The organism is Pseudomonas sp. DWP3-1-3b3, from assembly GCF_049896305.1.
Classification (GTDB): Bacteria; Pseudomonadota; Gammaproteobacteria; order Pseudomonadales; family Pseudomonadaceae; genus Aquipseudomonas; species Aquipseudomonas azotoformans_A.
Genome location: NZ_JAFCUA010000003.1, coordinates 75,742 through 99,710 on the forward strand (window position 1 = coordinate 75,742; position 23,969 = coordinate 99,710).

At 61.4% G+C, this 23,969-nt stretch carries 20 protein-coding genes; 8 read left to right on the forward strand and 12 right to left on the reverse strand.

Annotated features, from left to right (window positions below):
• Positions 1-80: 80 nt before the first annotated feature.
• Positions 81-1,010 (forward strand): LysR substrate-binding domain-containing protein, encoded by a 930-nt coding sequence (locus ACP7BX_RS10360; RefSeq protein WP_426126314.1) that lies wholly within the window; start codon positions 81-83, stop codon positions 1,008-1,010.
• Here ACP7BX_RS10360 and ACP7BX_RS10365 read toward each other — a convergent pair.
• The 3 genes from ACP7BX_RS10365 to ACP7BX_RS10375 form a co-directional block, all read right to left on the reverse strand.
• A complete protein-coding gene (locus ACP7BX_RS10365; RefSeq protein WP_314529383.1) occupies positions 991-1,707 on the reverse strand; it encodes an aspartate/glutamate racemase family protein in 717 nt (238 codons plus the stop codon). The two genes, ACP7BX_RS10360 and ACP7BX_RS10365, sit on opposite strands and share 20 nt — an antisense overlap.
• Before the next feature lie 14 nt (positions 1,708-1,721).
• Positions 1,722-3,248: an NCS1 family nucleobase:cation symporter-1 gene (locus ACP7BX_RS10370; RefSeq protein ID WP_038847340.1), complete on the reverse strand. Its 1,527-nt coding sequence runs from the start codon at positions 3,246-3,248 to the stop codon at positions 1,722-1,724.
• Positions 3,249-3,592: 344 nt separating this feature from the next.
• The gene (locus tag ACP7BX_RS10375; RefSeq protein ID WP_426126317.1) at positions 3,593-4,327 is read right to left on the reverse strand and encodes a phosphoadenylyl-sulfate reductase; all 735 of its coding nucleotides are present in this window, start codon (positions 4,325-4,327) and stop codon (positions 3,593-3,595) included.
• A gap of 153 nt (positions 4,328-4,480) precedes the next feature.
• On the opposite strand from ACP7BX_RS10375, the gene thrH reads away from it, so the two are divergent.
• Positions 4,481-5,098 (forward strand): bifunctional phosphoserine phosphatase/homoserine phosphotransferase ThrH, encoded by a 618-nt coding sequence (thrH, locus tag ACP7BX_RS10380; RefSeq protein ID WP_426126319.1) that lies wholly within the window; start codon positions 4,481-4,483, stop codon positions 5,096-5,098.
• Between the two features lie 115 nt (positions 5,099-5,213).
• Here the strand turns inward: thrH and pabB are convergent, their stop codons facing one another.
• The 4 genes from pabB to ACP7BX_RS10400 form a co-directional block, all read right to left on the reverse strand.
• A complete protein-coding gene (gene pabB, locus ACP7BX_RS10385; RefSeq protein ID WP_426126321.1) occupies positions 5,214-6,557 on the reverse strand; it encodes an aminodeoxychorismate synthase component I in 1,344 nt (447 codons plus the stop codon).
• A 99-nt stretch (positions 6,558-6,656) separates the two neighbouring features.
• Positions 6,657-7,643 (reverse strand): alpha-L-glutamate ligase-like protein, encoded by a 987-nt coding sequence (locus ACP7BX_RS10390; protein ID WP_033901220.1) that lies wholly within the window; start codon positions 7,641-7,643, stop codon positions 6,657-6,659.
• Positions 7,643-9,178: an inactive transglutaminase family protein gene (locus tag ACP7BX_RS10395; protein WP_033901219.1), complete on the reverse strand. Its 1,536-nt coding sequence runs from the start codon at positions 9,176-9,178 to the stop codon at positions 7,643-7,645. The genes ACP7BX_RS10390 and ACP7BX_RS10395 overlap by 1 nt, the downstream gene beginning before the upstream one ends.
• A 5-nt stretch (positions 9,179-9,183) precedes the next feature.
• Positions 9,184-9,720, reverse strand: a complete 537-nt coding sequence (locus ACP7BX_RS10400; RefSeq protein WP_016979246.1) for an ATP-dependent zinc protease family protein — start codon at positions 9,718-9,720, stop codon at positions 9,184-9,186.
• A 272-nt stretch (positions 9,721-9,992) separates the two neighbouring features.
• Between ACP7BX_RS10400 and ACP7BX_RS10405 the strand changes: the two genes are divergently transcribed.
• The 6 genes from ACP7BX_RS10405 to prpD all read left to right on the forward strand — a co-directional run bounded on the left by ACP7BX_RS10405 (position 9,993) and on the right by prpD (position 18,326).
• Positions 9,993-10,703 carry a GntR family transcriptional regulator gene (locus tag ACP7BX_RS10405; RefSeq protein ID WP_016979247.1) on the forward strand — a complete coding sequence of 237 codons (711 nt, stop codon included), beginning with the start codon at positions 9,993-9,995 and terminating at the stop codon, positions 10,701-10,703.
• Positions 10,703-11,596, forward strand: a complete 894-nt coding sequence (gene prpB / locus ACP7BX_RS10410) for a methylisocitrate lyase (RefSeq protein ID WP_016979248.1) — start codon at positions 10,703-10,705, stop codon at positions 11,594-11,596. Before ACP7BX_RS10405 ends, prpB begins: the two co-directional genes overlap by 1 nt.
• A 40-nt stretch (positions 11,597-11,636) precedes the next feature.
• Positions 11,637-12,764, forward strand: coding sequence for a bifunctional 2-methylcitrate synthase/citrate synthase (gene prpC, locus ACP7BX_RS10415; RefSeq protein ID WP_033901216.1), 1,128 nt, complete (start codon positions 11,637-11,639; stop codon positions 12,762-12,764).
• Between the two features lie 207 nt (positions 12,765-12,971).
• Positions 12,972-15,566: a Fe/S-dependent 2-methylisocitrate dehydratase AcnD gene (acnD, locus tag ACP7BX_RS10420; RefSeq protein ID WP_061449263.1), complete on the forward strand. Its 2,595-nt coding sequence runs from the start codon at positions 12,972-12,974 to the stop codon at positions 15,564-15,566.
• Positions 15,567-15,575: 9 nt separating this feature from the next.
• Positions 15,576-16,766: a 2-methylaconitate cis-trans isomerase PrpF gene (gene prpF, locus ACP7BX_RS10425; protein ID WP_426126325.1), complete on the forward strand. Its 1,191-nt coding sequence runs from the start codon at positions 15,576-15,578 to the stop codon at positions 16,764-16,766.
• 75 nt (positions 16,767-16,841) lie between these two features.
• Positions 16,842-18,326, forward strand: a complete 1,485-nt coding sequence (gene prpD / locus ACP7BX_RS10430; protein ID WP_426126327.1) for a 2-methylcitrate dehydratase — start codon at positions 16,842-16,844, stop codon at positions 18,324-18,326.
• 47 nt (positions 18,327-18,373) lie between these two features.
• Here prpD and ACP7BX_RS10435 read toward each other — a convergent pair whose 3' ends face one another.
• The 5 genes from ACP7BX_RS10435 to ACP7BX_RS10455 are packed head-to-tail and all read right to left on the reverse strand — an operon-like array spanning position 18,374 to position 23,862.
• Entirely contained in the window at positions 18,374-19,102 is a 729-nt protein-coding gene (locus tag ACP7BX_RS10435) for an alanyl-tRNA editing protein (protein ID WP_426126329.1), read from the reverse strand.
• A gap of 2 nt (positions 19,103-19,104) precedes the next feature.
• Entirely contained in the window at positions 19,105-20,097 is a 993-nt protein-coding gene (locus ACP7BX_RS10440; RefSeq protein ID WP_426126331.1) for a serine O-acetyltransferase, read from the reverse strand.
• Positions 20,098-20,134: 37 nt separating this feature from the next.
• Entirely contained in the window at positions 20,135-21,049 is a 915-nt protein-coding gene (locus tag ACP7BX_RS10445) for a PLP-dependent cysteine synthase family protein (protein WP_038851179.1), read from the reverse strand.
• 15 nt (positions 21,050-21,064) lie between these two features.
• Positions 21,065-22,927 (reverse strand): molybdopterin-synthase adenylyltransferase MoeB, encoded by a 1,863-nt coding sequence (moeB, locus tag ACP7BX_RS10450; RefSeq protein WP_426126333.1) that lies wholly within the window; start codon positions 22,925-22,927, stop codon positions 21,065-21,067.
• Positions 22,928-22,968: 41 nt separating this feature from the next.
• On the reverse strand, positions 22,969-23,862 hold the full coding sequence (locus ACP7BX_RS10455; RefSeq protein ID WP_162240124.1) for a DMT family transporter: 894 nt from the start codon (positions 23,860-23,862) through the stop codon (positions 22,969-22,971).
• Between the last annotated feature and the right edge of the window lie 107 nt (positions 23,863-23,969).

The following is a 23,969-nucleotide window of genomic DNA, read 5'->3' on the forward strand; positions in this document are numbered from 1 at the left end:
GAGTATCGACCTCGCCAGCCCCTCCCGGTAGACCGTGATTGCTATAGTCTGTGTAAACCAAAAGTTTAGAGTGGGTCGATATGGAAAGCTTTGGCAGTATCGAATGCTTTGTACGCAGCGCCGAAGGTGGCAGCTTTGCTGAAGCGGCGCGGCACCTGAGCCTGACCCCGGCCGCCGTCGGTAAAAGTGTCGCCAAGCTGGAGGCGCGCCTGGGGGTCAGGTTGTTCCAGCGTAGCACTCGGCGTCTCACCCTGACTGAAGCCGGGAAACTGTTTCTGGAAGAGGTCAGCGGCAGTCTCACCACCATCCAGAATGCGGTGGCCAACCTGGCCAGCGCCGAAGGGCGGCCTGTTGGAACCCTGAAAGTGAGTATGGGCACGGTGGTCGGGTGTTTGTACATCGTGCCGCTGCTGGGTGAGTTTCTGAAACGGTTCCCCGATATCAGCCCCGATTGGCATTTTGACAACCGCCAGGTGGACCTGATTGGCCAAGGGTTCGACGCAGCACTGGGTGGCGGTTTTGAACTGCCCCAAGGGGTGGTGGCACGTAAGCTTGCACCTGCCCATCGGGTGTTGGTGGCGTCACCTGATTACCTGGCTGCGCGTGCAACGGTCACGCAGCCCGAAGACCTGGAGTCCAGTGATGGCATCCTGATCCGCTCGCCGCAAACCGGTCGTGTGCGTTCCTGGCAACTCACCGGGCGCAATAGTGAACATGGCCCGTTGAATCTCAAGGCACGCATGACCATGAGCGATTCACAGGCGGCCTGTATCGCCGCCGAACAAGCGCTGGGTATTGCCCTGGTGAGCATGCCGTTTGCCGTGCCGTGGTTGGCGAGCGGTAAGTTGGTGCGGGTGCTGCCCGACTGGTACGTCGACGACGGCAACATCTCCATTTACTACGCCGAACACAAACTGTTGCCCGGCAAGACCCGCGCGTTTGTGGAGTTCATCATCGAGCAGTTTGCCGAGCAGCAGTTGAACCAACGTTTCAGCGCGGCCAACCGATGACTTTTTTCGCCCTCGGCGTCGCATAAGTCCTGATCTTCGACGTCGACAACCCCAACCGCACCAGCGATTCGGCGATGGTCACGGCGGCGGTCACACCGTCCACCACCGGCACGCCGGTGCGTTGGCGGATCTGCTCATCCAGCCCGGCCATGCCGCCGCAACCCAGGCAGATCACCTCGGCCTTGTCGTCGCTGATGGCCAGTTCGGCCTGGCGCACGATGGCTTCCATCGCCGCCAGCGGGTTCGCTTCCAACTCCAGCACCGCCATGCCACTGGCCCGCACCGAGGCGCAACGCTGGTACAGGCCGGCCAGTTTCAGGCGGTCTTCGATCAACGGCACGGTGCGGTCCAGGGTGGTCACCACCGAGTAGGCGTGGCCCAGGAACATTGCGGTGCTGGCGGCGGCTTCGGTGATGTCCACCACCGGCACGTTGAGCAGTTCCTGCAAGCCTTCACGGCCGTGCTCGCCGTAGCCGGCCTGGATCACCGCGTCGAACGGCTGGTCGTAGGCCATCACCCGGTCCATCACCGCGATGGCCGCCAGGTAGCTTTCAAAGTTGCCCTCCACCGACTCCGCGCCGAAGTAGGGCGTGAGCCCGACAATCTCAGTGCCGGGCGCAGCCACGGCGCGTGCCTGCTGGGCGATGGTTTCAGTGATGGATTCGGTGGTGTTGACGTTGACCACGAGGATACGCATGGAATGTCCTTTGATTAATGACTGACGTTATCGACGGCAATGCTTTCGCCGCTGACATCGGCGTAGAACGGCTGGCGCTTGGCGATCAGCAGGTACAGCACCCCTGCAATACCGGCGCCAAACATCCAGGAAAACGGTGACACGCTGGCAAAACCGGGCAGCAGCGCCAGGAGAATGGCAATCACGGCTGCGGGAATAAACGCCGCCACTGCGCGCAGATTGACCCCACGGCTGTAGTAATAAACGCCGTTCGGGTCTTCGCTATACAGCTGCAACACGTCCACCCGGCTTTTACGGATCAACCAGTAATCGACCATGATCACTCCGTACAACGGCCCCAGCAGGGCGCCCAGGCCGGAAAGGAAATACACGATCACCAACGGGCTGTTGTAGAGGTTCCACGGCAGGATCAGCACCGCCACGGTGGCGCTGATCAAACCAGCACGGCGGAAATTCAGGTACTTGGGCGCCAGGTTGCTCAGCACAAAGGCCGGTGCGACGAAGTTGGCCATGATGTTCACGGCCACGGTGACGATCAGAAACGCCAGGCAGCCCAGCACCAAGAAGAAGGTATTCGGGATAGCCGCGATGATTTCAGTGGGGCTTTCGATCACCCGACCGTTGAGCTGGAATTGCCCACCGCACAGCAGTACGGTGATCGCGGCAAACACCAGGATATTCACCGGCAGGCCCCAGAAGTTGCCGACCTGGATGGTCTTGCGGCACGGCGAAGAGCGGGCGAAGTCGCAGAAGTTGAGGATCAGCGTGCCGTAGATCGCCAGCCACAGCGCGCCACCGGCAAAGATATTGCGCCACATCTCGCCGCCGCTGAGCGGTTCGCGGATCGACCAGGCGATGTTGCCGCCGGTCTGGAAATACATCCACCCGGCCAACGACGCCACCGTCAGCAGAATCACCGGCCCGGCGAAGCCTTCGTAGCGCCGCACCATCTCCATGCCGTAGGCCAGGATCACCAATTGCACCAGCCAGATCGCCACAAAACAGGCCCAGCCGAGGGACGACAGGCCGAGAATCGAGTTGTGGTCGTAGTCGGCAAAACCCGGATGAATGGCCGTCAAAAGCACGCGAAAAACTACCGAAGCCAGGTAGGTCTGGATACCGAACCAGGCAATCGCAATCACCGCTCGGATTAACGCCGGAATCTGCGCGCCATGAATGCCGAAGCTGATACGGCTGATCACCGGGAAAGGCACACCGGTCTTCTGGCCCATGTAGCCCGACAGGTTCATGAAGAAGTACACCAGCGCCGCGCCAATCCCTAAGGACAGCAGAATCTGCCAGCCGCCCAGGCCCAAGGCATACAAGCCAATGGCGAAGGAGTAGTTGGCGATGTTGTGCACGTCATTGGTCCACAGCGCAAAGATGCTGTAGCGCCCCCAGCGCCGGCCTTCGACCTTGGTGGGCGCCAGGTCCTTGTTGTGCAGCCGTGGGCTGAGCACCAACGGACCGGGCTCGATGGCTTCGGGCTTCAGGGAGGAGGGCAGATCCAGTGCGATGTTATTCGAGAGGCTTGTACGCATTCCGGCAGGCTCCAGCGCATCGGCAGCCAAGCCGCAGATGGCAAAGTGTATGTAGGTTTTGTATTTATTGTATACAAAGCGCATTTCACCTTAAGCCACTTGCGTGCCAGTTTTAGATCTATGAAAGCTGTAGGTAATTTCGTTTTTATAGGTGTAGGAAATAACTGGCTGAATTAAAAGCGATATAAATTGACCGTTTGAACAGCTATTTATTTTGTTGGATGAAGAGTGTGCAAAACAGCGAGGGGAGTGAGGCGGGGGAGAATGTAACTTTTCGGTGCGGAATTTTATAAGTGCACACAAGAATGGCACTAATGGTGACATTCTTGTGTACAGATCGAGGGTCACGCCTTGCTGATGATATTCCCTGCGTGTAGCCCGCATTCCTTCTGCGTGGCTTCTTCCCACCACCAGCGGCCTTCGCGTTCGTGCTGGTTCGGCAGCACGGGGCGGGTGCAGGGCTCGCAGCCGATGCTGATAAAGCCGCGCTCATGCAGGCTGTTGTACGGCAGCTCCAGCATGCGGATGTAACCCCAGACTTCCTCACTGGTCATCTGCGCCAGCGGGTTGAACTTGTACAGGGTGCGTTCCGGGGTGGAAAAGGCTGTGTCGATTTCCAGCGCCGCCACCTGGCTGCGGGTGCCGGGGCTCTGGTCACGGCGCTGGCCGGTGGCCCAGGCGCTGACGCCGGAGAGCTTGCGGCGCAGCGGCTCGATCTTGCGTACACCACAGCATTCGCCATGGCCGTCCTTGTAGAAGCTGAACAGGCCTTTTTCTTTGACGAAGGGTTCCAGCTTGCTCTGGTCTGGCGAGATCAGCTCGATGTCGATCTTGTAGAACTCGCGCACCTGCTCGATGAACCGGTAGGTCTCCGGGTGCAGGCGGCCGGTGTCGAGGCTGAACACCTTGACGCTCTTGTTCAGCTTCCAGGCCATGTCCACCAGCACCACGTCCTCGGCGCCGCTGAAGGAAATCCACAGGTCATCACCGAACTGGCTGAACGCCAGCTTGAGAATATCCTGGGCAGATTTGTTGGCGTAAGTCGCGGCGAGTTCAGCGACGTCGAAGGCTTGGTTCATCAGGACGGTTCCTACAGGTCAGTGGCGCTGAGCGCTCTATAGGGGAGCGATGGTATCAAAATCCGCTCTGCGTTGCGGCGGCGAGCTTGAATCGCTAGAGTTCGGCAGTCCTTTTGCTCGCTCAACCGACAACATCAACAATGGGAGTGTCTTGTGGAAATTGCCTGTCTCGACCTGGAAGGGGTGCTGGTTCCGGAAATCTGGATCGCCTTCGCCGAAAAAACCGGTATTGAATCCCTGCGGGCCACCACCCGGGACATTCCCGACTACAACGTGCTGATGAAGCAGCGCCTGCGCATCCTCGACGAACACGGGCTCAAGCTCGCCGACATCCAGGCAGTCATCGCGACCCTCAAGCCGCTGGACGGCGCCATCGAGTTCGTCAACTGGCTGCGCGAGCGCTTCCAGGTGGTGATCCTGTCCGACACCTTCTATGAATTCTCCCAGCCGCTCATGCGCCAACTGGGTTTCCCGACCTTGCTGTGCCACCGCTTGATCACCGACGAAACCGATCGCGTGGTCAGTTACCAACTGCGCCAGAAAGATCCGAAGCGCCAGTCGGTATTGGCCTTCAAGACCCTCTACTACCGGGTGATCGCCGCCGGCGATTCCTACAACGACACCACCATGTTGGGCGAAGCCGACCGTGGGATTCTGTTCCATGCGCCGGAGAATGTGATTCGCGAGTTCCCGCAGTTCCCGGCGGTGCATACCTTTGAGGACTTGAAGAAAGAGTTCATCAAGGCGTCGAATCGGGCGTTGAGCCTGTAAGCTTTTCAGTGCGGCGGATGGCCTCTTCGCAGGCAAGCCAGCTCCCACCTTTGGGCGGTGTGAACCCGATCAATTGTGGGAGCCGGGCTTGCCCGCGATGGGGTCGGCCCAGGCGCTACAACCCCTCCAGTGTTTGTAACAACACCCGCACCTTCGTCAGCGATTCCTGATACTCCGCCTCCCACTGTGAATCCGCCACAATCCCGCCGCCGCCCCAGCAGCACACCTGCCCATCCTTGACCAACAGACTGCGAATGGCGATGGAGCTGTCCATCTCGCCCCGCACGTCCAGATACACCAGCGACCCGCAGTACAACCCGCGTCGCGTCGGCTCCAGTTCGTCGATGATCTGCATCGCGCGGATCTTCGGTGCGCCCGTGATGGAACCGCCGGGGAAGCTGCCGGCGATCAGGTCGAGGGCGTCTTTGCCATCGGCCAGTTCGCCGATGACGCTGCTCACCAGGTGGTGCACGTTGGGGTAGCTTTCCAGGCTGAACAGCTCCGGCACGCTCACCGAGCCGGTGCGGCACGTGCGGCCGAGGTCGTTGCGCAGCAGGTCGACGATCATCAGGTTCTCGGCGCGGTCCTTGGGGCTGGCCAGCAGTTCGGCGGCGTTGGCGGCGTCTTCTTCGGGTGTCAGGCCGCGGGGGCGGGTGCCTTTGATCGGCCGGGTTTCGACGCGGCGCTCGCTGATATGCACGAAGCGCTCGGGCGACAGGCTCAGCACCGCGCCATCGTCCGGCAGGCTCTGGAACCCGGAGAATGGCGTCGGGCAGGCTTCGCGCAGGGCGCAGTAGGCAACCCAGGGATCGCCCGCACACGACGCGCGGAAGCGCTGGGCAAAGTTGACCTGGTAGCAGTCGCCGGCCTGGATGTAGTCCTGGATGCGCACGATGGCCTGGCGATAGGCCTCGGCGGTGAGGTCCGCAGCCATGGGGCCGTCAAGCTTGAAGGTCGCCGCGTTGCTGGCTACCGGCTGGCCGAACAGAGTGATCAAGCGCTGCTGTTCGCTCTCGGCCAGGGCCGGATGAAATACAAGTTGGCTGGTCTGCGCCTGATGGTCACTGATCAATGCCCAGGCATATAACCCGAACCGCGCGTCTGGCAGGTGCAAATCGTCTGCGGCAAGGTGCGGCATGTGCTCAAGATGGCGACCAAAGTCATAGCTCAGGTAACCGATCAGCCCGCCCGCGAACGGCAGCGCATAGCCAGCAGGCAGATCCGCCTTGCCCAACTGCGTAAGGTTTTCCCGCAAGCGTTGCAGGAAATCAACACCGCTTTCGTCGGGCGATACCGTCAATGTCGCTTGTGGCCAGGCACTCAGCAGGTCATAACGCCCGCGCTCGGCTGCCGGTCGGCCGCTGTCCAGCAGCACCGCGCCAGGCGCATGGCGGATCGCCGCAAAATACGCAGCGGGGTTGGCCTGGTAAGGCAGTGGGTATACAGAGCAGGTCGACATGCGGGGTGGATCAGCCATTGGCGCGGGGGAGGGGATTGTAGTCCCCTGTAGGATTTGCTCCTAGAGGGGATGTCGGGGATAGGGCGATGAAAAGTCGCGTTAACCTTCGACGGGCGGAATATGCCCAAACATTTCCTGCACAAACTTCACCCGCTCCTCCGGCGTTTCCGTCACGCCAGCGGCTTTCAGTGCTTCCAGTCGCGCTTCCACCGCATGCGTACGCAGGGTCAAGCCGCAGTCGTTGGCAATCTGGATATTCAGCCCCGGCCGCGCATTCAACTCAAGAATCAGCGGGCCTTTCTCCTGGTCCAGCACCATGTCCACGCCGATGTAACCCAGCCCGCACAGCTCGTAGCAACCGGCCGCGAGCTTCATGAAGCCGTCCCAATTGGGCAGTTGCACGCCGTCCACCGCGTTGGTGGTGTCAGGGTGTTTGGTGATGATGTTGTTCAGCCAGGTGCCACGCAGGGTCAGGCCGGTCGCCAGGTCCACGCCCACGCCGATGGCGCCCTGGTGCAGGTTGGCCTTGCCGCCCGACTGTCGGGTCGGCAAGCGCAGCATGGCCATGACCGGATAGCCCATCAACACGATGATGCGAATGTCCGGCACGCCTTCATAGCTGATGCTCTTGAAGATCTGGTCAGGCACTACGCGGTATTCGATCAACGCACGGTCGCGGTGGCCGCCCAGGGAATACAGGCCGGTGAGGATGCTGGAAATCTGATGCTCGATCTCTTCATGGCTGATGATCTTGCCGGACACCGTGCGATAGCGTCCTTCAAAGCGGTCCGCCACCACCAGGATGCCGTCACCGCCGGCGCCCTGGGCCGGTTTGATCACGAAATCGCTGCGCCCGCCGATGATGTCGTCGAGCTTGTCGATTTCCTTCTCGGTGGAAATCACCCCGTACATCTCCGGCACATGAATACCGGCGGCCAGGGCGCGCTCCTTGGTGATGATCTTGTCATCCACGATCGGGTACAGGCTGCGCTTGTTGTACTTGAGCACGTAGTCGGCATTACGCCGGTTGATGCCCATGATCCCCCGCGCTTCCAGGGCTTTCCAGGTCTTCCAGAAGCCGAACATTACTGGTCAGCCTTCTTGAGGAAAGCCTTGAAACGCACCAGCTCGGTCAGGCGGTAGCCGCGATAACGACCCATGGCCAGCATGAAGCCCACCAGGATCAGCAGGATCGCCGGGAAGGTGAACACGAAGTAGATCAGCTCCGGCACGCTCATGATGATGTGGGCCAGCGATGCGGCGAACAGCGTACCAATCGCCACTTTCAGCGCATGGTTGGCGCCGCGCTCTTCCCAAGTGATCGACAGGCGTTCGATGGTCATGGTCAAGATCACCATCGGGAACAGCGCCACCGACAACCCACGCTCCAGCCCCAGCTTATGGCTGAACAGGCTGATCGCCGCGATCAGCACCACCACGAAGGTCAGCACCACCGACAGCCTCGGCAGCATCTGCAATTTCAAGTGTTCCAGGTACGACCTGAGGGACAGCCCCAGCGCCGTGATGATCGTGAACAGCACAATCCCGAAGCCCAGTTGCGTCTCGCGGAACGCCAGGGCGATCAGCACCGGCGTGAACGTGCCCAGGGTCTGCAGGCCGATCAGGTTGCGCAGGATCAGGATCACCAGTACGCCAATCGGGATCATCACCATGATCATGAACGTCTGCTGGGTTTGCAGCGGCAGGCCGTACAGCGAGTATTCGAGGAAGTTGGCGTCGGTGTTCTCGTCCGTCAGCTTGGCCAGGCGGATCGCGTTCATCTCGCTGTTGTTCAGGCTGAAGGTCACCATGGCCTTCTTGCCGCCGTCGACGGTGATCAGGTTTTCATCACCGGTCCACCACAACAGGCGGTCGGTGGGCAAACCTTGTTCGCCGGTTTCCGGGTTGAAGTACAACCAGTCATTGCCGTTGAAACTGCGCAGCCACAGTTCCGGGGTTTGCGGCTGGTCGGCCACCAGGCGGATGGTGTGGACCTTCTCCACCGGCACATGGGCGATGGACAGCAGCAACTCGACGATCTTGGCCTTGTGCGGCGTGGACGGATCGCCCGCCAGCAGCAGCTTCACATTGTCGTCATTGAGGTTGTTGGTGCGCTTGATGGCTTCGCTGATAAAGGTCTCGACGTCGGCCGAGTGCTGGCGGATCGGCGCCAGCAAGGCTTCGGCGGCGATTTTCTCCGGGCCTTCCACGGCAATGCTGTCGCGGAAGGTCGGGCCCTTGACCTTGACCTTTTCGCCGCTGTAACGCTTGGTGAGGACCAGGCGGTAATACAGGGTCTGGTTACCCTTGGCACGGCGTGCCGACCAGGTCACCTTGCGGTTGCCGTCGGTGCGGTTGACGCTCACGCCGTAGTTGTTCGAGATAAAGCTCTCGTTGAGGCTGACGAAGTCGCGGCTCAGGGGCGGCACGAACATCTGGATCTTCACCGGGTCTTTCGGGTTGGCGACGAACTCGACCTTGGCGTCGATGTTCCACAAGTCGTCGGTGGCGTCCTCGGTGACGGGGATCCCCAGCACAAAGATCTGGTAGGCGGTGACCGAAATACCCAGCACCACCAGGATGGCGATCAGGATTTTCAGGTGCAGGGTCAGAGAGCGCATTCGGTTTACTCGGCGGTATGAGCGTCGGCGGCGCAGGCGGGTTTGCCTGCTGCGTATTTAAGACTGGGGTCGACCAGCGCATCAAAGCGTTTCAGCGCTTCGGAGCCGATCAGCAGCGGGTATTGGAATGCGCTACGGTCAGTCAAGTTCACTTCGATGCTGCGTAAAGCGGTGCCCATGCAGATATCCAGGGCAATCACCGGACGGGCGGTGTAGTTCTTGTCCTCATCGGGGTCGTAGTCACCGGCGCGGCGTTTGATCTTGCTGACGCGGGCCAGGGGGCGTTCGATGGGGTGGGAATGGGCGGTGTCGATGGCCAGGTAGAAGCGCACCCAGGATTCGCCGTTGCGCTTGAAGCGCTTGATATCACGGGCACTGAGGGAGGCGGTCTTGGCACCGGTGTCCAGTTTGGCGGCGACTTCCAGGTCGATACCGGCCAATTGGGCGTATTCGTTGAGGCCGTACACGGTCTTCTCGGCGGCGACGCCAAGGCCCGGTGCGGATAACAGGCAAATCAATAGAAGGAAGGGCTTGAGTCTCATAAATCCCGAGGCGGTGCAGTGCGATGTTCAATTCAAGGCGACTGGCATTACTGCGCAAGCTCCCTCGTGCGCCGTTTCATCTCGCGATGTCAGGCAAAAGTGCCGGGCATTCTAACATGATGCTTTTTTGGCGCCAGCGCTGGCAGGCGGCCATGCCCTGCAAGGGTGCAGCAGCGGTTATTAGACGATTGTCGACAATATGGATTTATTCTTTGACTATCCAGGGCTGATTGGCTAGTTTTTGCGGCATTGCTTTTAAAGGTGTCGACAATATGCTGGATCAGCTGGAATCCCCAGTGGTGGCGCAAGACGATTCCCAGACCATGTCCGAGAACGTCTTCCGGCGTATCCAGGCCGCCATCGTCAAGGGCGAGATCGCCCCCGGCAGCAAGATCTCCGAGCCGGAACTGGCGCGCACCTATGGCATCAGCCGTGGCCCACTGCGCGAGGCGATTCATCGGCTGGAAGGCCAGCGCCTGCTGGTGCGCGTGCCGCATGTCGGTGCGCGGGTGGTCTCGTTGAGCCATGCCGAGCTGATCGAGCTCTATGAAATCCGTGAGTCCCTCGAAGGCATGGCCTGTCGCCTGGCCGCCGAGCGCATGACCGACGCGGAAATCGAAGAGCTGCGCCAGGTGTTGCACACCCATGAACGCGACGAAGCCTTCCAGGCCGGCCTGGGTTATTACCAGCAGGAGGGCGACTTCGATTTTCATTACCGGATCATTCAAGGCGCCGGCAACCGCACCCTGACCCAAATGCTCTGCGGCGAGCTGTACCAGCTGGTGCGCATGTACCGCATCCAGTTCTCTGCCACCCCCAATCGTCCACGCCAGGCCTTTGCCGAGCACCACCGCATCCTTGACGCGATTGCCGATCGCGACGGTGAACTGGCCGAACTGTTGATGCGCCGGCATATCGGCGCATCCAAACGCAACATTGCCCGTCACTTCCCCGACGGCACTGCCCAATCACGAGGTGAATGATGAGTTCCAATAATAAGACGACTCCCGGCCAGCGTTTCCGTGACGCGGTCGCCAGCGAGCAGCCTTTGCAGGTGGTCGGTGCGATCAATGCCAACCACGCGCTGCTGGCCAAGCGCGCCGGTTTCAAGGCGATCTACCTGTCGGGCGGCGGTGTGGCTGCCGGTTCCCTCGGCGTGCCGGACCTGGGGATTACTGGACTGGATGACGTGTTGACTGACGTGCGCCGCATCACTGATGTCTGCGACCTGCCGCTGCTGGTGGATGTGGACACCGGTTTCGGCTCCTCGGCGTTCAACGTGGCGCGCACGGTCAAGTCGATGATCAAGTTCGGCGCGGCGGCGATCCATATCGAAGACCAGGTCGGCGCCAAGCGCTGCGGTCACCGTCCGAACAAGGAAATCGTGTCCCAGCAGGAAATGGTCGACCGCATCAAGGCCGCCGTGGATGCGCGCACCGATGACAGCTTCGTGATCATGGCGCGCACCGATGCCCTGGCGGTGGAAGGTCTGGAGTCCGCCCTGGAACGTGCCGCCGCCTGCATCGAAGCCGGCGCCGACATGGTGTTCCCGGAAGCCATCACCGAACTTGAGATGTACAAGCTGTTCGCCTCCCGTGTGAAGGCCCCGATCCTGGCCAACATCACTGAGTTCGGCGCCACGCCGCTGTACACCACCGAACAATTGAAATCGGCCGATGTTTCCATCGTGCTGTACCCGCTCTCGGCCTTCCGCGCCATGAACAAGGCCGCCGAAAACGTCTACACCGCGATCCGTCGCGACGGCACCCAACAGAACGTGATCGACACCATGCAAACCCGCATGGAGCTCTACGATCGCATCGACTACCACACCTTCGAGCAGAAGCTCGACGCGCTGTTCGCAGCCAAGAAGTAAAGAACAGCCTCCCTAATAAATTCAAGATTGGAGAACCGACATGGCTGAAGCAAAAGTACTGAGTGGTGCCGGCCTGCGTGGCCAGGTGGCCGGGCAGACCGCATTGTCCACCGTGGGCCAAGCGGGCGCCGGCCTGACCTATCGTGGCTATGACGTGCGCGAACTGGCCGCCGATGCACAGTTTGAAGAAGTCGCCTACCTGCTGCTGTACGGCGAATTGCCGACCAAGACCGAACTGGCTGCCTACAGCGCCAAGCTGAGCAAGCTGCGCGACCTGCCGCAAGCGCTGAAAGAAGTGCTGGAACGCATCCCCGCCGACGCCCACCCGATGGACGTGATGCGCACCGGTTGTTCGTTCCTGGGCAATATCGAGCCCGAGCAAGACTTCAGCGTGCAACGCGACGTCACCGACCGCCTGCTGGCCGCCTTCCCGGCGATCATGTGCTACTGGTATCGCTTCAGCCACGACGGCAAGCGCATCGATTGCGTGACCGATGAACCCTCCATTGGCGGCCACTTCCTGCATTTGCTGCATGGCAAGAAGCCGAGCGAGTTGCACGTCAAGGTCATGAACGTTTCGTTGATCCTCTACGCGGAACACGAATTCAACGCCTCGACCTTCACGGCGCGGGTGTGTGCTTCGACCCTGTCCGACCTGTATTCCTGCGTCACCGCCGCCATCGGTTCGCTGCGCGGCCCGTTGCATGGCGGTGCCAACGAAGCAGCGATGGAGATGATCGAGCGCTTCTCGTCCGCTGAAGAAGCGGTCGAAGGCACCCTCGGCATGCTGGCGCGCAAAGACAAGATCATGGGCTTCGGCCACGCGATCTACAAAGACAGCGACCCGCGTAATGAAGTGATCAAGGGCTGGTCGAAAAAACTCGCTGACGAAGTAGGCGACACGGTGCTGTTCCCGGTCTCCGAAGCCATCGACAAGACGATGTGGGAGCAGAAGAAACTGTTCCCCAACGCTGACTTCTACCATGCCTCGGCGTACCACTTCATGGGCATCCCGACCAAGCTGTTCACGCCGATCTTCGTGTGCTCGCGCCTGACTGGCTGGGCCGCGCATGTATTTGAGCAGCGCGCCAACAACCGCATCATCCGTCCAAGCGCCGAATACACCGGCGTAGAGCAGCGCAAGTTCGTGCCAATCGAACGTCGCTGAATGGTGTGCACCTGAGGCACCGGTTTTCATGGTTGAAACCGGGTCAATGTGGGAGCCGGGCTTGCCCGCGATGACTGGCTGACATTCAACACAGGTGTCGACAGTTACATCGCTATCGCGGGCAAGCCCAGCTCCCACAGGGACCGTGTTCATCCAGACCAATGCCGCAGGTTCGTGCCGCCTAACCACCGTGACCGAGTCCTGACGATGAACACTGAATTTCGCAAACCGCTCCCCGGCAGCCGCCTGGACTACTTCGACGCCCGCGCGGCCGTCGAAGCAATCACCCCCGGCGCCTACGCCACCTTGCCTTACACCTCCCGCGTGCTCGCGGAAAACCTGGTGCGTCGCTGCGACCCGGCCACCCTCAACGCGTCCCTCAGCCAGTTGATCGAACGCAAGCGCGACCTCGATTTCCCGTGGTTCCCGGCGCGCGTGGTGTGCCATGACATTCTCGGCCAGACCGCGCTGGTCGACCTCGCCGGCCTGCGTGATGCCATCGCCCAGCAAGGCGGCGACCCGGCCCAGGTGAACCCGGTGGTGCCGACCCAACTGATCGTCGACCACTCCCTGGCCGTCGAAGCCGGTGGCTTCGACCCGGACGCGTTCGAGAAAAACCGTGCCATCGAAGACCGTCGCAATGAAGACCGCTTCCACTTTATCGAGTGGACCAAAAAGGCTTTCAAGAACGTCGATGTGATCCCGCCGGGCAACGGCATCATGCACCAGATCAACCTGGAGAAAATGTCCCCGGTGATCCAGGTGCGTGACGGCGTGGCGTTCCCGGACACCTGTGTCGGCACCGACAGCCACACGCCGCACGTGGACGCCCTGGGCGTGATCGCCATTGGCGTCGGCGGCCTGGAAGCCGAGAGCGTAATGCTCGGCCGCGCCTCCTGGATGCGCCTGCCGGAAAGCGTTGGCGTGGAACTCACCGGCAAGCTGCTGCCGGGCATCACTGCCACCGACATGGTGCTGGCGCTGACCGAGTTCCTGCGTAAACAGAAAGTGGTCGGCGCCTGGCTGGAGTTCTTCGGCGAAGGCGCTTCGGCACTGACCCTCGGCGACCGCGCGACCATCTCCAACATGGCCCCGGAATACGGCGCCACGGCGGCGATGTTCTATATCGACCAGCAAACTATCGCTTACCTGAAACTCACTGGCCGTGAAGACGAACAAGTCACCCTGGTTGAGCAATACGCCCGCCACACCGGCCTGTGGGCAGATGACCTGAAAGGCGCGCGATACGAGCGCGGCCTCACCTTCGACCTGTCCAGCGTCGTGCGCAACATGGCCGGCCCGAGCAACCCGCATGCCCGCGTTGCCACCAGCGACCTGGCGTCCAAGGGCATCTCCGGCCAGTGGGACGAAGTGCCGGGGCAAATGCCCGACGGCGCGGTGATCATCGCGGCCATCACCAGTTGCACCAACACCAGTAACCCACGCAACGTGATTGCCGCAGGCCTGCTCGCACGCAACGCCAACCAACTGGGGCTGACGCGTAAACCTTGGGTCAAATCCTCCCTGGCGCCCGGCTCGAAAACCGTGGCCATGTACCTGGAGGAAGCGGGCCTGGGCCATGAGCTGGAAAAACTCGGCTTTGGCGTGGTTGCATTTGCCTGCACCACTTGCAACGGCATGTCCGGGGCGCTCGACCCGGTGATCCAGCAGGAAATCATCGACCGCGACCTGTACGCCACCGCCGTGCTGTCGGGCAACCGCAACTTCGATGGGCGTATCCACCCGTACGCCAAGCAAGCCTTCCTGGCGTCGCCGCCGCTGGTAGTGGCCTACGCGATTGCCGGCACCATCCGTTTCGACATCGAAAAAGACGTGCTTGGCCTGGACGCCAACGGCAAGGAAATCCGCCTGCAGGACATCTGGCCGAGCGACGAAGAGATCGACGCGGTGGTCAAGGCCTCGGTCAAGCCGGAGCAGTTCCGCGCGGTGTATATCCCGATGTTCGCCATCCACGAAGACACCGGCCCGAAAGTCGCACCGCTGTATGACTGGCGCCCACAAAGCACCTATATCCGCCGCCCGCCTTACTGGGAAGGCGCGCTGGCCGGGGCGCGGCCGCTCAAGGGCATGCGCCCGCTGGCGGTGCTGCCGGACAACATCACCACCGACCACCTGTCGCCGTCCAACGCGATCATGCTCGACAGCGCCGCCGGCGAATACCTGGCGAAAATGGGCCTGCCGGAGGTCGACTTCAACTCCTACGCGACTCACCGTGGCGACCACTTAACGGCGCAGCGCGCGACCTTTGCCAACCCGAAACTGTTCAACGAAATGGTGGTTGAAAACGGCAAGGTCAAGCAGGGTTCCCTGGCGCGGATCGAGCCGGAAGGCCAGGTCACGCGGATGTGGGAAGCCATCGAGACCTACATGGAACGCAAGCAGCCGCTGATCATCATTGCCGGCGCCGACTACGGCCAGGGCTCATCCCGCGACTGGGCGGCCAAGGGCGTGCGCCTGGCCGGGGTGGAGGCGATTGCCGCCGAAGGGTTCGAGCGCATCCATCGCACCAACCTGGTGGGCATGGGCGTGTTGCCCCTGGAGTTCCTGCCGGGCACCGACCGCAACACCCTGAAGATCGACGGCAGCGAAACCTATGACGTGGTCGGTGCGCGCACCCCGCGTGCGCAGTTGACGCTGGTGATCAACCGCAAGAATGGCGAGCGTGTCGAAGTGCCGGTGACCTGCCGCCTGGACACCGCCGAAGAAGTGTCGATCTACGAGGCGGGCGGCGTGTTGCAACGTTTCGCCCAGGACTTCCTGGAATCGGCGGCGACGGCCTGAGAGGTAAACATGGCACACGTAGCGCAAATCAAGATCCCCGCCACCTACATGCGTGGCGGCACCAGCAAAGGCGTGTTTTTCAGCCTCAAGGACCTGCCCCAGTCGGCGCAGGTGCCGGGCGCTGCGCGCGACGCCTTGCTGTTACGGGTGATCGGCAGTCCCGACCCCTACGACAAACAGATCGACGGCATGGGCGGCGCCACTTCCAGCACCAGCAAGACGGTGATCCTGGCCAAAAGTAACCGCGCCGAGCATGACGTGGACTACCTGTTTGGCCAGGTTTCCATCGACAAGCCGTTCGTGGATTGGAGTGGCAACTGCGGCAACCTGTCGGCGGCGGTCGGTTCGTTTGCCATCAGTGCCGGCCTGGTCGACCCGGCTCGCGTTCCCCACAACGGTGTGGCCGTGGTGCGGGTGTGGCAGGCCAATATCGGCAAGACCATCATTGCCCACGTGCCCATCACCGATGGCGCAGTACAGGAAACCGGTGATTTCGAACTGGACGGCGTGACCTTCCCGGCCGCCGAAGTGCAGTTGGAATTCATGGACCCGGCGGCAGAAGAAGAGGGCGGCGGTGGTTCGATGTTCCCCACCGGCAACCTGGTCGACGACCTGGAAGTGCCCGGCGTCGGCACCTTCAAGGCCACGCTGATCAACGCCGGCATCCCGACCATCTTCATCAACGCCGAAGACCTCGGCTACACCGGCACCGAGCTGCAAGGCGCGATCAACAGCGACCCCAAGGCCCTGGCCATGTTTGAAACCGTACGGGCCTATGGCGCGTTGCGCATGGGCCTGATCAAGCACCTGGACGAAGCCGCCCAGCGCCAGCACACGCCGAAGGTGGCGTTTGTGGCCAAGCCTTTGGACTACGTGGCGTCGAGTGGCAAGGCGATCAAGGCCGGTGATGTGGACCTGCTGGTGCGCGCACTGTCCATGGGCAAGTTGCACCACGCGATGATGGGCACCGCCGCGGTGGCGATTGGCACGGCGGCGGCGATTTCCGGGACCTTGGTCAACCTGGCGGCGGGTGGCGTGGAGCGCAATGCGGTGCGGTTCGGACATCCGTCCGGCACCTTGCGCGTCGGCGCTGAAGCCAGCCAGGTCGACGGCGAATGGGTGGTGAAAAAAGCCATCATGAGCCGCAGTGCACGGGTGCTGATGGAGGGTTTCGTGCGCGTGCCAGGTGATTCCTTTTAAAGGCAGACAGTCAAGATCTGCCCCCGACAACCGTGAGCCCGAGGACTGACCCCAACCCCTTTTTGGAGTACTGCCATGAGCGCCAACGTCGACCAGAACAACCGCCCGGACTACGATCAGGTCCTGCAGGATATTGCTGACTATGTCCTCAACTACCGGATCGACTCCCGGGATGCTTTGGACACCGCCCGCAACTGCCTGATGGACACCTTGGGCTGTGGCCTGCTGGCCCTGCGCTTTCCCGAGTGCACCAAGCACCTGGGGCCGATTGTCGAGGGCACGGTGGTGCCGTTTGGCGCGCGGGTGCCGGGCACGTCGTTTCGTTTGGACCCGGTCAAGGCCGCGTGGGACATCGGTTGCATCGTGCGTTGGCTGGACTATAACGACACCTGGCTTGCTGCCGAATGGGGCCACCCCTCGGACAATCTCGGCGGCATCCTCGCCGTGGCCGATCACCTTTCGCAGAAACGCGTGGCCAATGGCGATGCGCCGTTGACCGTGCGCGCGGTGTTGGAAGCGATGATCATGGCCCACGAAATCCAGGGCGTGATTGCCCTGGAAAACTCCTTCAACCGGGTAGGGCTCGACCATGTGCTGCTGGTCAAAGTCGCCTCCACGGCGGTCACCGCCAAGCTGATGGGTGCCAACCGTGAGCAGTTGCTGGCGGCGCTGTCCCATGCGTTTGTCGATGGGCAGGCGTTGCGCACTTACCGGCATGCACCGAATGCCGGTTCGCGCAAATCCTGGGCGGCGGGGGACGCATCGAGTCGCGGCGTGCGCCTGGCGGACATCGCCTTGCGTGGCGAGATGGGCATTCCAGGTGTCTTGAGCGCGCCGCAGTGGGGTTTCTACGACGTGCTGTTCAGCCACACCAACAAGGACCTGGCGCTCAAGCCGGAGGACAAACGCGCGTTCAGCCTGTCCCAGTCCTACGGCACCTACGTGATGGAAAACGTGCTGTTCAAGATCAGCTTTCCGGCCGAGTTCCATGCGCAAACGGCCTGTGAAGCCGCGGTGATCTTGCATCCGCTGGTGAAAGACCGCCTGCAGGAAATCGAGCGCATTGTGATCACTACCCATGAATCAGCGATCCGCATCATTTCCAAAGTCGGCCAATTGGCCAACGCCGCCGACCGCGACCATTGCCTGCAATACATGACCGCCGTGCCGTTGGCATTCGGCAATCTGGTGGCCGAGCAGTACGAAGATGAATTCCACGCCGCCCACCCGATCATCGATCAGTTGCGCGACAAAATGGTCATCGTCGAAGACCCACGCTACAGCCGCGAATACCTGGAGGCTGACAAACGCTCCATCGCCAATGCGGTGCAGGTGTTCTTCAAGGATGGCAGCAGCACCGAGCAGGTGGCGGTGGAGTACCCGATTGGCCATCGCCGGCGCCGTGTGGAGGGCATTCCGTTGCTGGAAGACAAGTTCAAGGCCAACCTGGCCACACGGTTTACCGGGCAGCGCAGTGCCAAGATTTTTGCGCTGTGCAAGGACCAGGCACGGCTTGAAGCCACACCGGTCAACCGGTTTGTGGATCTGTTCGTGATCTAGCAGACGACGCGGTCAATGTGGGAGCTGGCTCCCACATTGGATCGCCTTCACTCGAATCGCAGGATCACCCTGCGGTTATGCTTGCTCTTCTTCTCGATCTTCTCGCAAAACACCCGGCCGATTTCTTCGGTGTTGATCACATGGGTGCCCCCGCACGGCTGGATATCGATCCCTGCGATTTCAATCACCCTCACCGATCCCTGAATCACCGGCGGGGCCACTGCCTGTGTTCGGGTGATCTGTAGCAGAGTCGAATATTCGGTAGCCGGCATCGACAGGGTTTTCACCGGGTGAGCCTGTTCGATCAGCGCATTGAGGTCGCGGGTGATGCTGTCTTTGTCGAGGGTCATTTCAGGCAGGTCAAAATCCAGCCGGCCCTTGTCCGCACTGATGCTGCATCCGGTCACCGGTGCATCGATGATCGAACACAGCAGGTGCAGGCAGGTGTGCATTTTCATGTGCTGGTAGCGCCGCTCCCAGTCGAGGCCGGCATCCACCTGTACCCCGGCCGTCAGCTGCGCGGGGCAGTGTTCCACCTGATGCCAGATGATCGAGCGAAGCACCGGGTCGCGCACCGTGCCGGTCACGTCGACCCGCGTACCGTCCGCGAGTGTGAGGTGTCCCGTGTCGCCTGGCTGTCCGCCGCCCGTGGGGTAGAACAAGGTGTGCTCCAGGGCAATGCCGTGTTCGCTGACGGCAATCACCCGGGCGCTGAAGGCGTTCTGGTAGGGCGCGCTGTCGAACAGCGCCAGGGTTTCCATGGTGTGCACGGACATGTTCAACCTCCGACGATCAGTGGGCTGGCTTGCAGCAGGGAACGCACCATTGCACTCAAGCCAGGGGGCGAGAGCAGGGTGATTTCAAATTCCGGGCCGCAGACTTTCAGGTTAAGCGGCAAGCGTGGCAAATGGCTGCCCGACTCGACGCGATGCAAGCGAAATTGCAGGTGGTGGCGCTCCTTGACCGTGGGCTCCAGCATCAGCCCTGGCAAGGGATGGAAATCGGCGTCCAGCACGGTCACCTTATGGCTGGCGTTGATCTCACCTACCACGTGCAATCGCTCATCCAGGGCAAAGGCGCCGAGGTAGTTGCTGTGGTCCGATTCATCGTTTTTTTGAAGCTGGATCTGGTTCACCACCTTGACCTTGGTGCCGGCGGGAACGTCCTGGGTGATTACGCAGGACGGGCTGATAAACACGTTATCGCCAATCAGCACATAGCCCAGCACGCGGGCCCCGGAGCCGACCTCGACGTTATTGCCCAGGCGTGGATGGCGCTTGCCCTCGGGGTTGTTGGCGATGCCACGGGCGCCCAAGGTCACGCCGCAGAGGATGTAGCAGTCGTTGCCGATTTCGCAGGTTTCGCCGATCACCGTGCCGTAGCCGTGGTCCAGCACGAAGCGTCGGCCGATGCGTGCGGCGGGGTGAATCTCTGCACCGGAAAGCACCTTGCCCTGGTTGCTCAGCTTGAGGGCAATGCGCGAAAACACGCCGTTGGTCTGGTCCGGGAAATGCCATACCAGGTGCGCCAGGCGGTAATACAGCACCGCCTTGAACGAAGCGTAGGATTCCAGGATCAACTCGCCGCGCCCACGTGAGGCCGGATCACGGTAGGCGTAGGCGATCAGGTCCTCGGCCACCGCTTGCGCCGCATTCTGGATCAGCGTGGCCAGGTGCGGTTCCAGCTGTTTCAGCTGGGCGGGCGTGAGGGTCTTGACGAGGTGGGTGAGCAACTCATCGTGCAACTGTTGCATGTCGATAAAACCGCCCATGGAGGCACCCCCGTATTCTGGTTGGCTGGAAACCCGTTTATTCGAAACTGGGCAGGTAGCTGTCGGCATTGTCGTAGACCATGGTCAGCACCACCGTTTCGGGCGGTAGTTCAGGGGCGAGCTTGGCGATGGCCACCATGTTGGCAGCGGACGACAGGCCCAGGCTGATAGCGTCGGTGCGCATGATGCGTTTCATCATGTCGATGCAGTCCTGGCGCGAGACCTTGAGCATGCCGTCGATCACGTCCAGGTTGAGAATGCTCGGGATCAGGCCGATCGACAGGCCCTGGATGTGATGCGGTGCGTGCTGGTTTTTCAGCAGGTCGCATTCTTCCGGCTCCACGCCCATGACGCGCAGCTGCGGCCAAGCGGCTTTGAGGGTTTCACCGATGCCGGTGATATGCCCCCCGGTGCCGATGCCGCTGACAAAGTAGTCGGCGCGTTGCTCACCGAAGGCACGCAGGATTTCCGGTGCGGTGGTGTCGCGATGGGTCTGCGGGTTGGCGCCGTTGCGCTGCTGGTTGAGCATCACGTAGCTGGGGTTTTCCAACTGCAGTTCCATGCACTTTTCGCCGTGGGAATTGTTGCCCAGGCGGCTGTCCGACAGCACCACCTTGGCCCCATATAAACGCAGCAGCTTCTGTTTTTCGGGGCTGTAGTTGTCGGGGATCACCAGCACCACTTTGTAGCCCAGCACATTGCCCGCCATCACCAGGCCGATGCCGGTGTTGCCGCCGCTGGGTTCGATGATGGTTTGCCCGGAATCACGGATCAGCACGCCCCGGCGCTCGGCGTCGAGGATCATGCCCAGGGCGATGCGTGCCTTGTGGCTGCCGCCGGGGTTGAGGGATTCGAGCTTGGCGTAGACCTCGATACCGAGGTCTTCGGAAAACTGCGCCAGGCGCACGATCGGCGTTTGGCCGATCACGTCGAGGATGGAGTTATGCAACATCATTCAGCCCCCGGCTCAATACAACGGCATATCGGGTTCGACGTCGCGAACCCAATGCTTCATGCCACCCTGCAGGACTTTGGTGTTGGCGAAACCGGCGGCCAGCAAGGTACTGGCGGCTTGCTCCGCGCGGGTGCCGGCGTAGCAGATCAGGTAGTGGGTGTTGTCCCGGCTGAGGCGGTCGAGGTGGCCGTCCAGTTCGGCCAGGGGGATATGCACCACGCCCGGCAATTTGCACACTTCCAGTTCGCTGGCGTCGCGCACATCCAGCAACACGTCTGCGCTGCTGGGGTGTTCGAGCACTTGCTTGAGTACCTGCGGCTTGATGTAGCGCTCTTCGGCCAGCGAGGGTTGGCTCGGCACGGCATCGGCGCAAACTGCGGGGGCCTGGGTTTCACTGTGCCGCGCTTCGGAGCAGCACGGGCAGTCGGCGCGGCGCTTGAAGCGGATTTCGCTGAACTTCATCGCCAGCGCATCGAAGCGCATCAGACGGCCGGATAACGGTTCACCAATGCCGATCAATAGTTTGATCGCCTCGGTGGCCTGGATCATCCCGACCACACCGGGCAGTACGCCGATCACGCCACCGGCGCTGCAATTGGGCGCCAGTTCTGCGGGTGGCGCGCTGGGGAACAGGCAGCGGTAGCACGGCCCGCCTTTGTAGTTGAGCACGCTGATCTGCCCGTCGAAGCGGTAGATCGCGCCGTACACCAACGGCTTGCCCAGTTGCACGCAAGCGTCGTTGACCAGGTAGCGGGTGTCGAAATTGTCGGTGCCGTCGATCACCAGGTCGTAGGCGCCCACCAGTTCCAGGGCGTTGTCGGCGTTCAGCGCTGTGTCGTGGGCATTGATCTGGATATGGCGGTTGAGGTCTTGCAGGCGCTGCTTGGCAGATTCGACTTTGGGCATGCCCAACGTACTGTTGCCGTGGACGATCTGGCGTTGCAGGTTGCTGCTTTCGACCACATCGAAGTCCACCAGCCCCAGGGTGCCGACCCCGGCAGCGGCCAGATACAGGCTGATCGGCGAGCCCAGGCCACCCGTGCCGATGATCAGCACCTTGGCTTTCTTGAGGTTCAACTGACCTTCGCGACCCACGCCCGGCAGGGTGATGTGGCGCACGTAGCGTTGTACTTCTTCGTTGCTCAGCGCGTCGACGTCCATGCCGCCGGACGTGGCCAGCAGCACCTCGATTCTGGCTTTCTCGGGCAGTGGGTCATCCGCGCCAACCAGCTCTTCCTCGGCGGTAAACAGGAAGTGCTCCTTGAGCTGGTTGTTCTTCTCGTGAAACAGGTGCGGGCGTAACTGGGGGTGACTGCTGCAGAGGTTTTCAATGACTTCGCGCAATGTCGATCCGGTGCCCTCGAGGGTCGATTCCGGCAGCTTGGCCACGCGAACCAGAATGTCGGGGAAAGAGACAGCGTTCATGGACAACTCCGTGTGCAGGTCGTTGAAGGGTTGAAGGGCGAAATGCTTGCCATCCCAGGCAAACAGCTTGGAACCATGGGGCTGGCCCTGGCGAACGTCGACCACCAGGTAGCTGACGGGGTAGATCGGCTCGCCCATGAACAGCGCCTTGTCCTGGTCTTCATCGCTGAAATAGGCACCCACATCCGGATGAGAGTGGTAGATCACCACCACCGGGTTGTCGCTGCGAAACGCCTTGTTCATCAGCAGGGTGTCGGCCACCGAGAAGGTGTAGCCGTTGGCCGCGCTGCGCGGGTACATCTCGGGGTTCTTGTGGTGCAGTTCATTCTGGATATTGCTGCCCAGGTACACGCTGCCGTCGGCGAAGACAAAACCACAGCATTCCTCGGGGTAGCTGCGGCTGGCGTGGGCGTAGATCTGTTCCAGGGCTGTGGGGCGGAGGACGTCCATGTTTCTCTCGCGTGGCTGAAGTTGATGGGGCAGGGCAAGGGTCAATTTTTCTTGGCCAGGAGTTTTTCAACCGGCAACTTGGTAATCGCAAAACCGGCCAGCAGGATGGCCGAGTACAGCATCAGGTCGCGGGAAATCGACACGCCTTCGTACCAGGCGCCGATGATCACCGCGAACACCGGAAAGATGATGAACACGAACGACAGGATGATCGGGCTCAAGCGCTTGAGCAGCATGAAGTACACGATGAATCCGCCCACCGAAGCCACCAGGCCCAGGTAGAACAGCGCGCCCCAGGAGCGCAGGGTGATGGCCTCGAAAGTCGGCGTTTCAAACCACAGCCCGGCGACGAACAGCATCAGCCCGGCGATGCCGATGGGCAGGGTGTTGTAGGTGATCACACTGATGGCGCTGCCTTTCTGCTTGGTAATCACATAGCACAGGGCATGCATGACCGCGGCGGTGAGGATCGCCAGCACGCCGAAGAACTCCGCGTGGTCCAGGTGCAGGCCCTGGCTCTTGATGATCATGTAGAGGCTGCCGAAACCGATGCCGATGCCAACCACCTGGGAAAAGTAGATGCGCTCACGCAGGAACAGCGCGGAGAAAATCAGGATGAACACCGGCATGCAGCTGAACAGCAGCGCGGTCAGGCCGGACGAGACATGCATCTCACCGTAGTTGAGCAGGTAGTAGGGCACGCTGAAGTAGGACAGGGTCACGAATACGAAGAACCAGCGGCTCTCACGGGGAAACAGGATCGGCTCGCGGCGCACCATGGCAAAACACAGGAACAGCGGGAAGGCGATCAGGAAGCGCAGGCCGGCGGACGTCAGTGGCGGCACGCTCTCCACGGCAATCTTGATCCCCAGCCACGTGGTGCCCCAACTCAGGCACACGATCAGGAACATCACGCTGGTGATCAGCCCGGCCAGCCACTGTTTTTGGGTTTTGGTCTTGGCGGTGTTTTCGAGAACGGCGGACATTGGCATCGTTTATTGCTTCCCTGAGCCGGAATTGAACTCTATATTGAGCTTGTAAT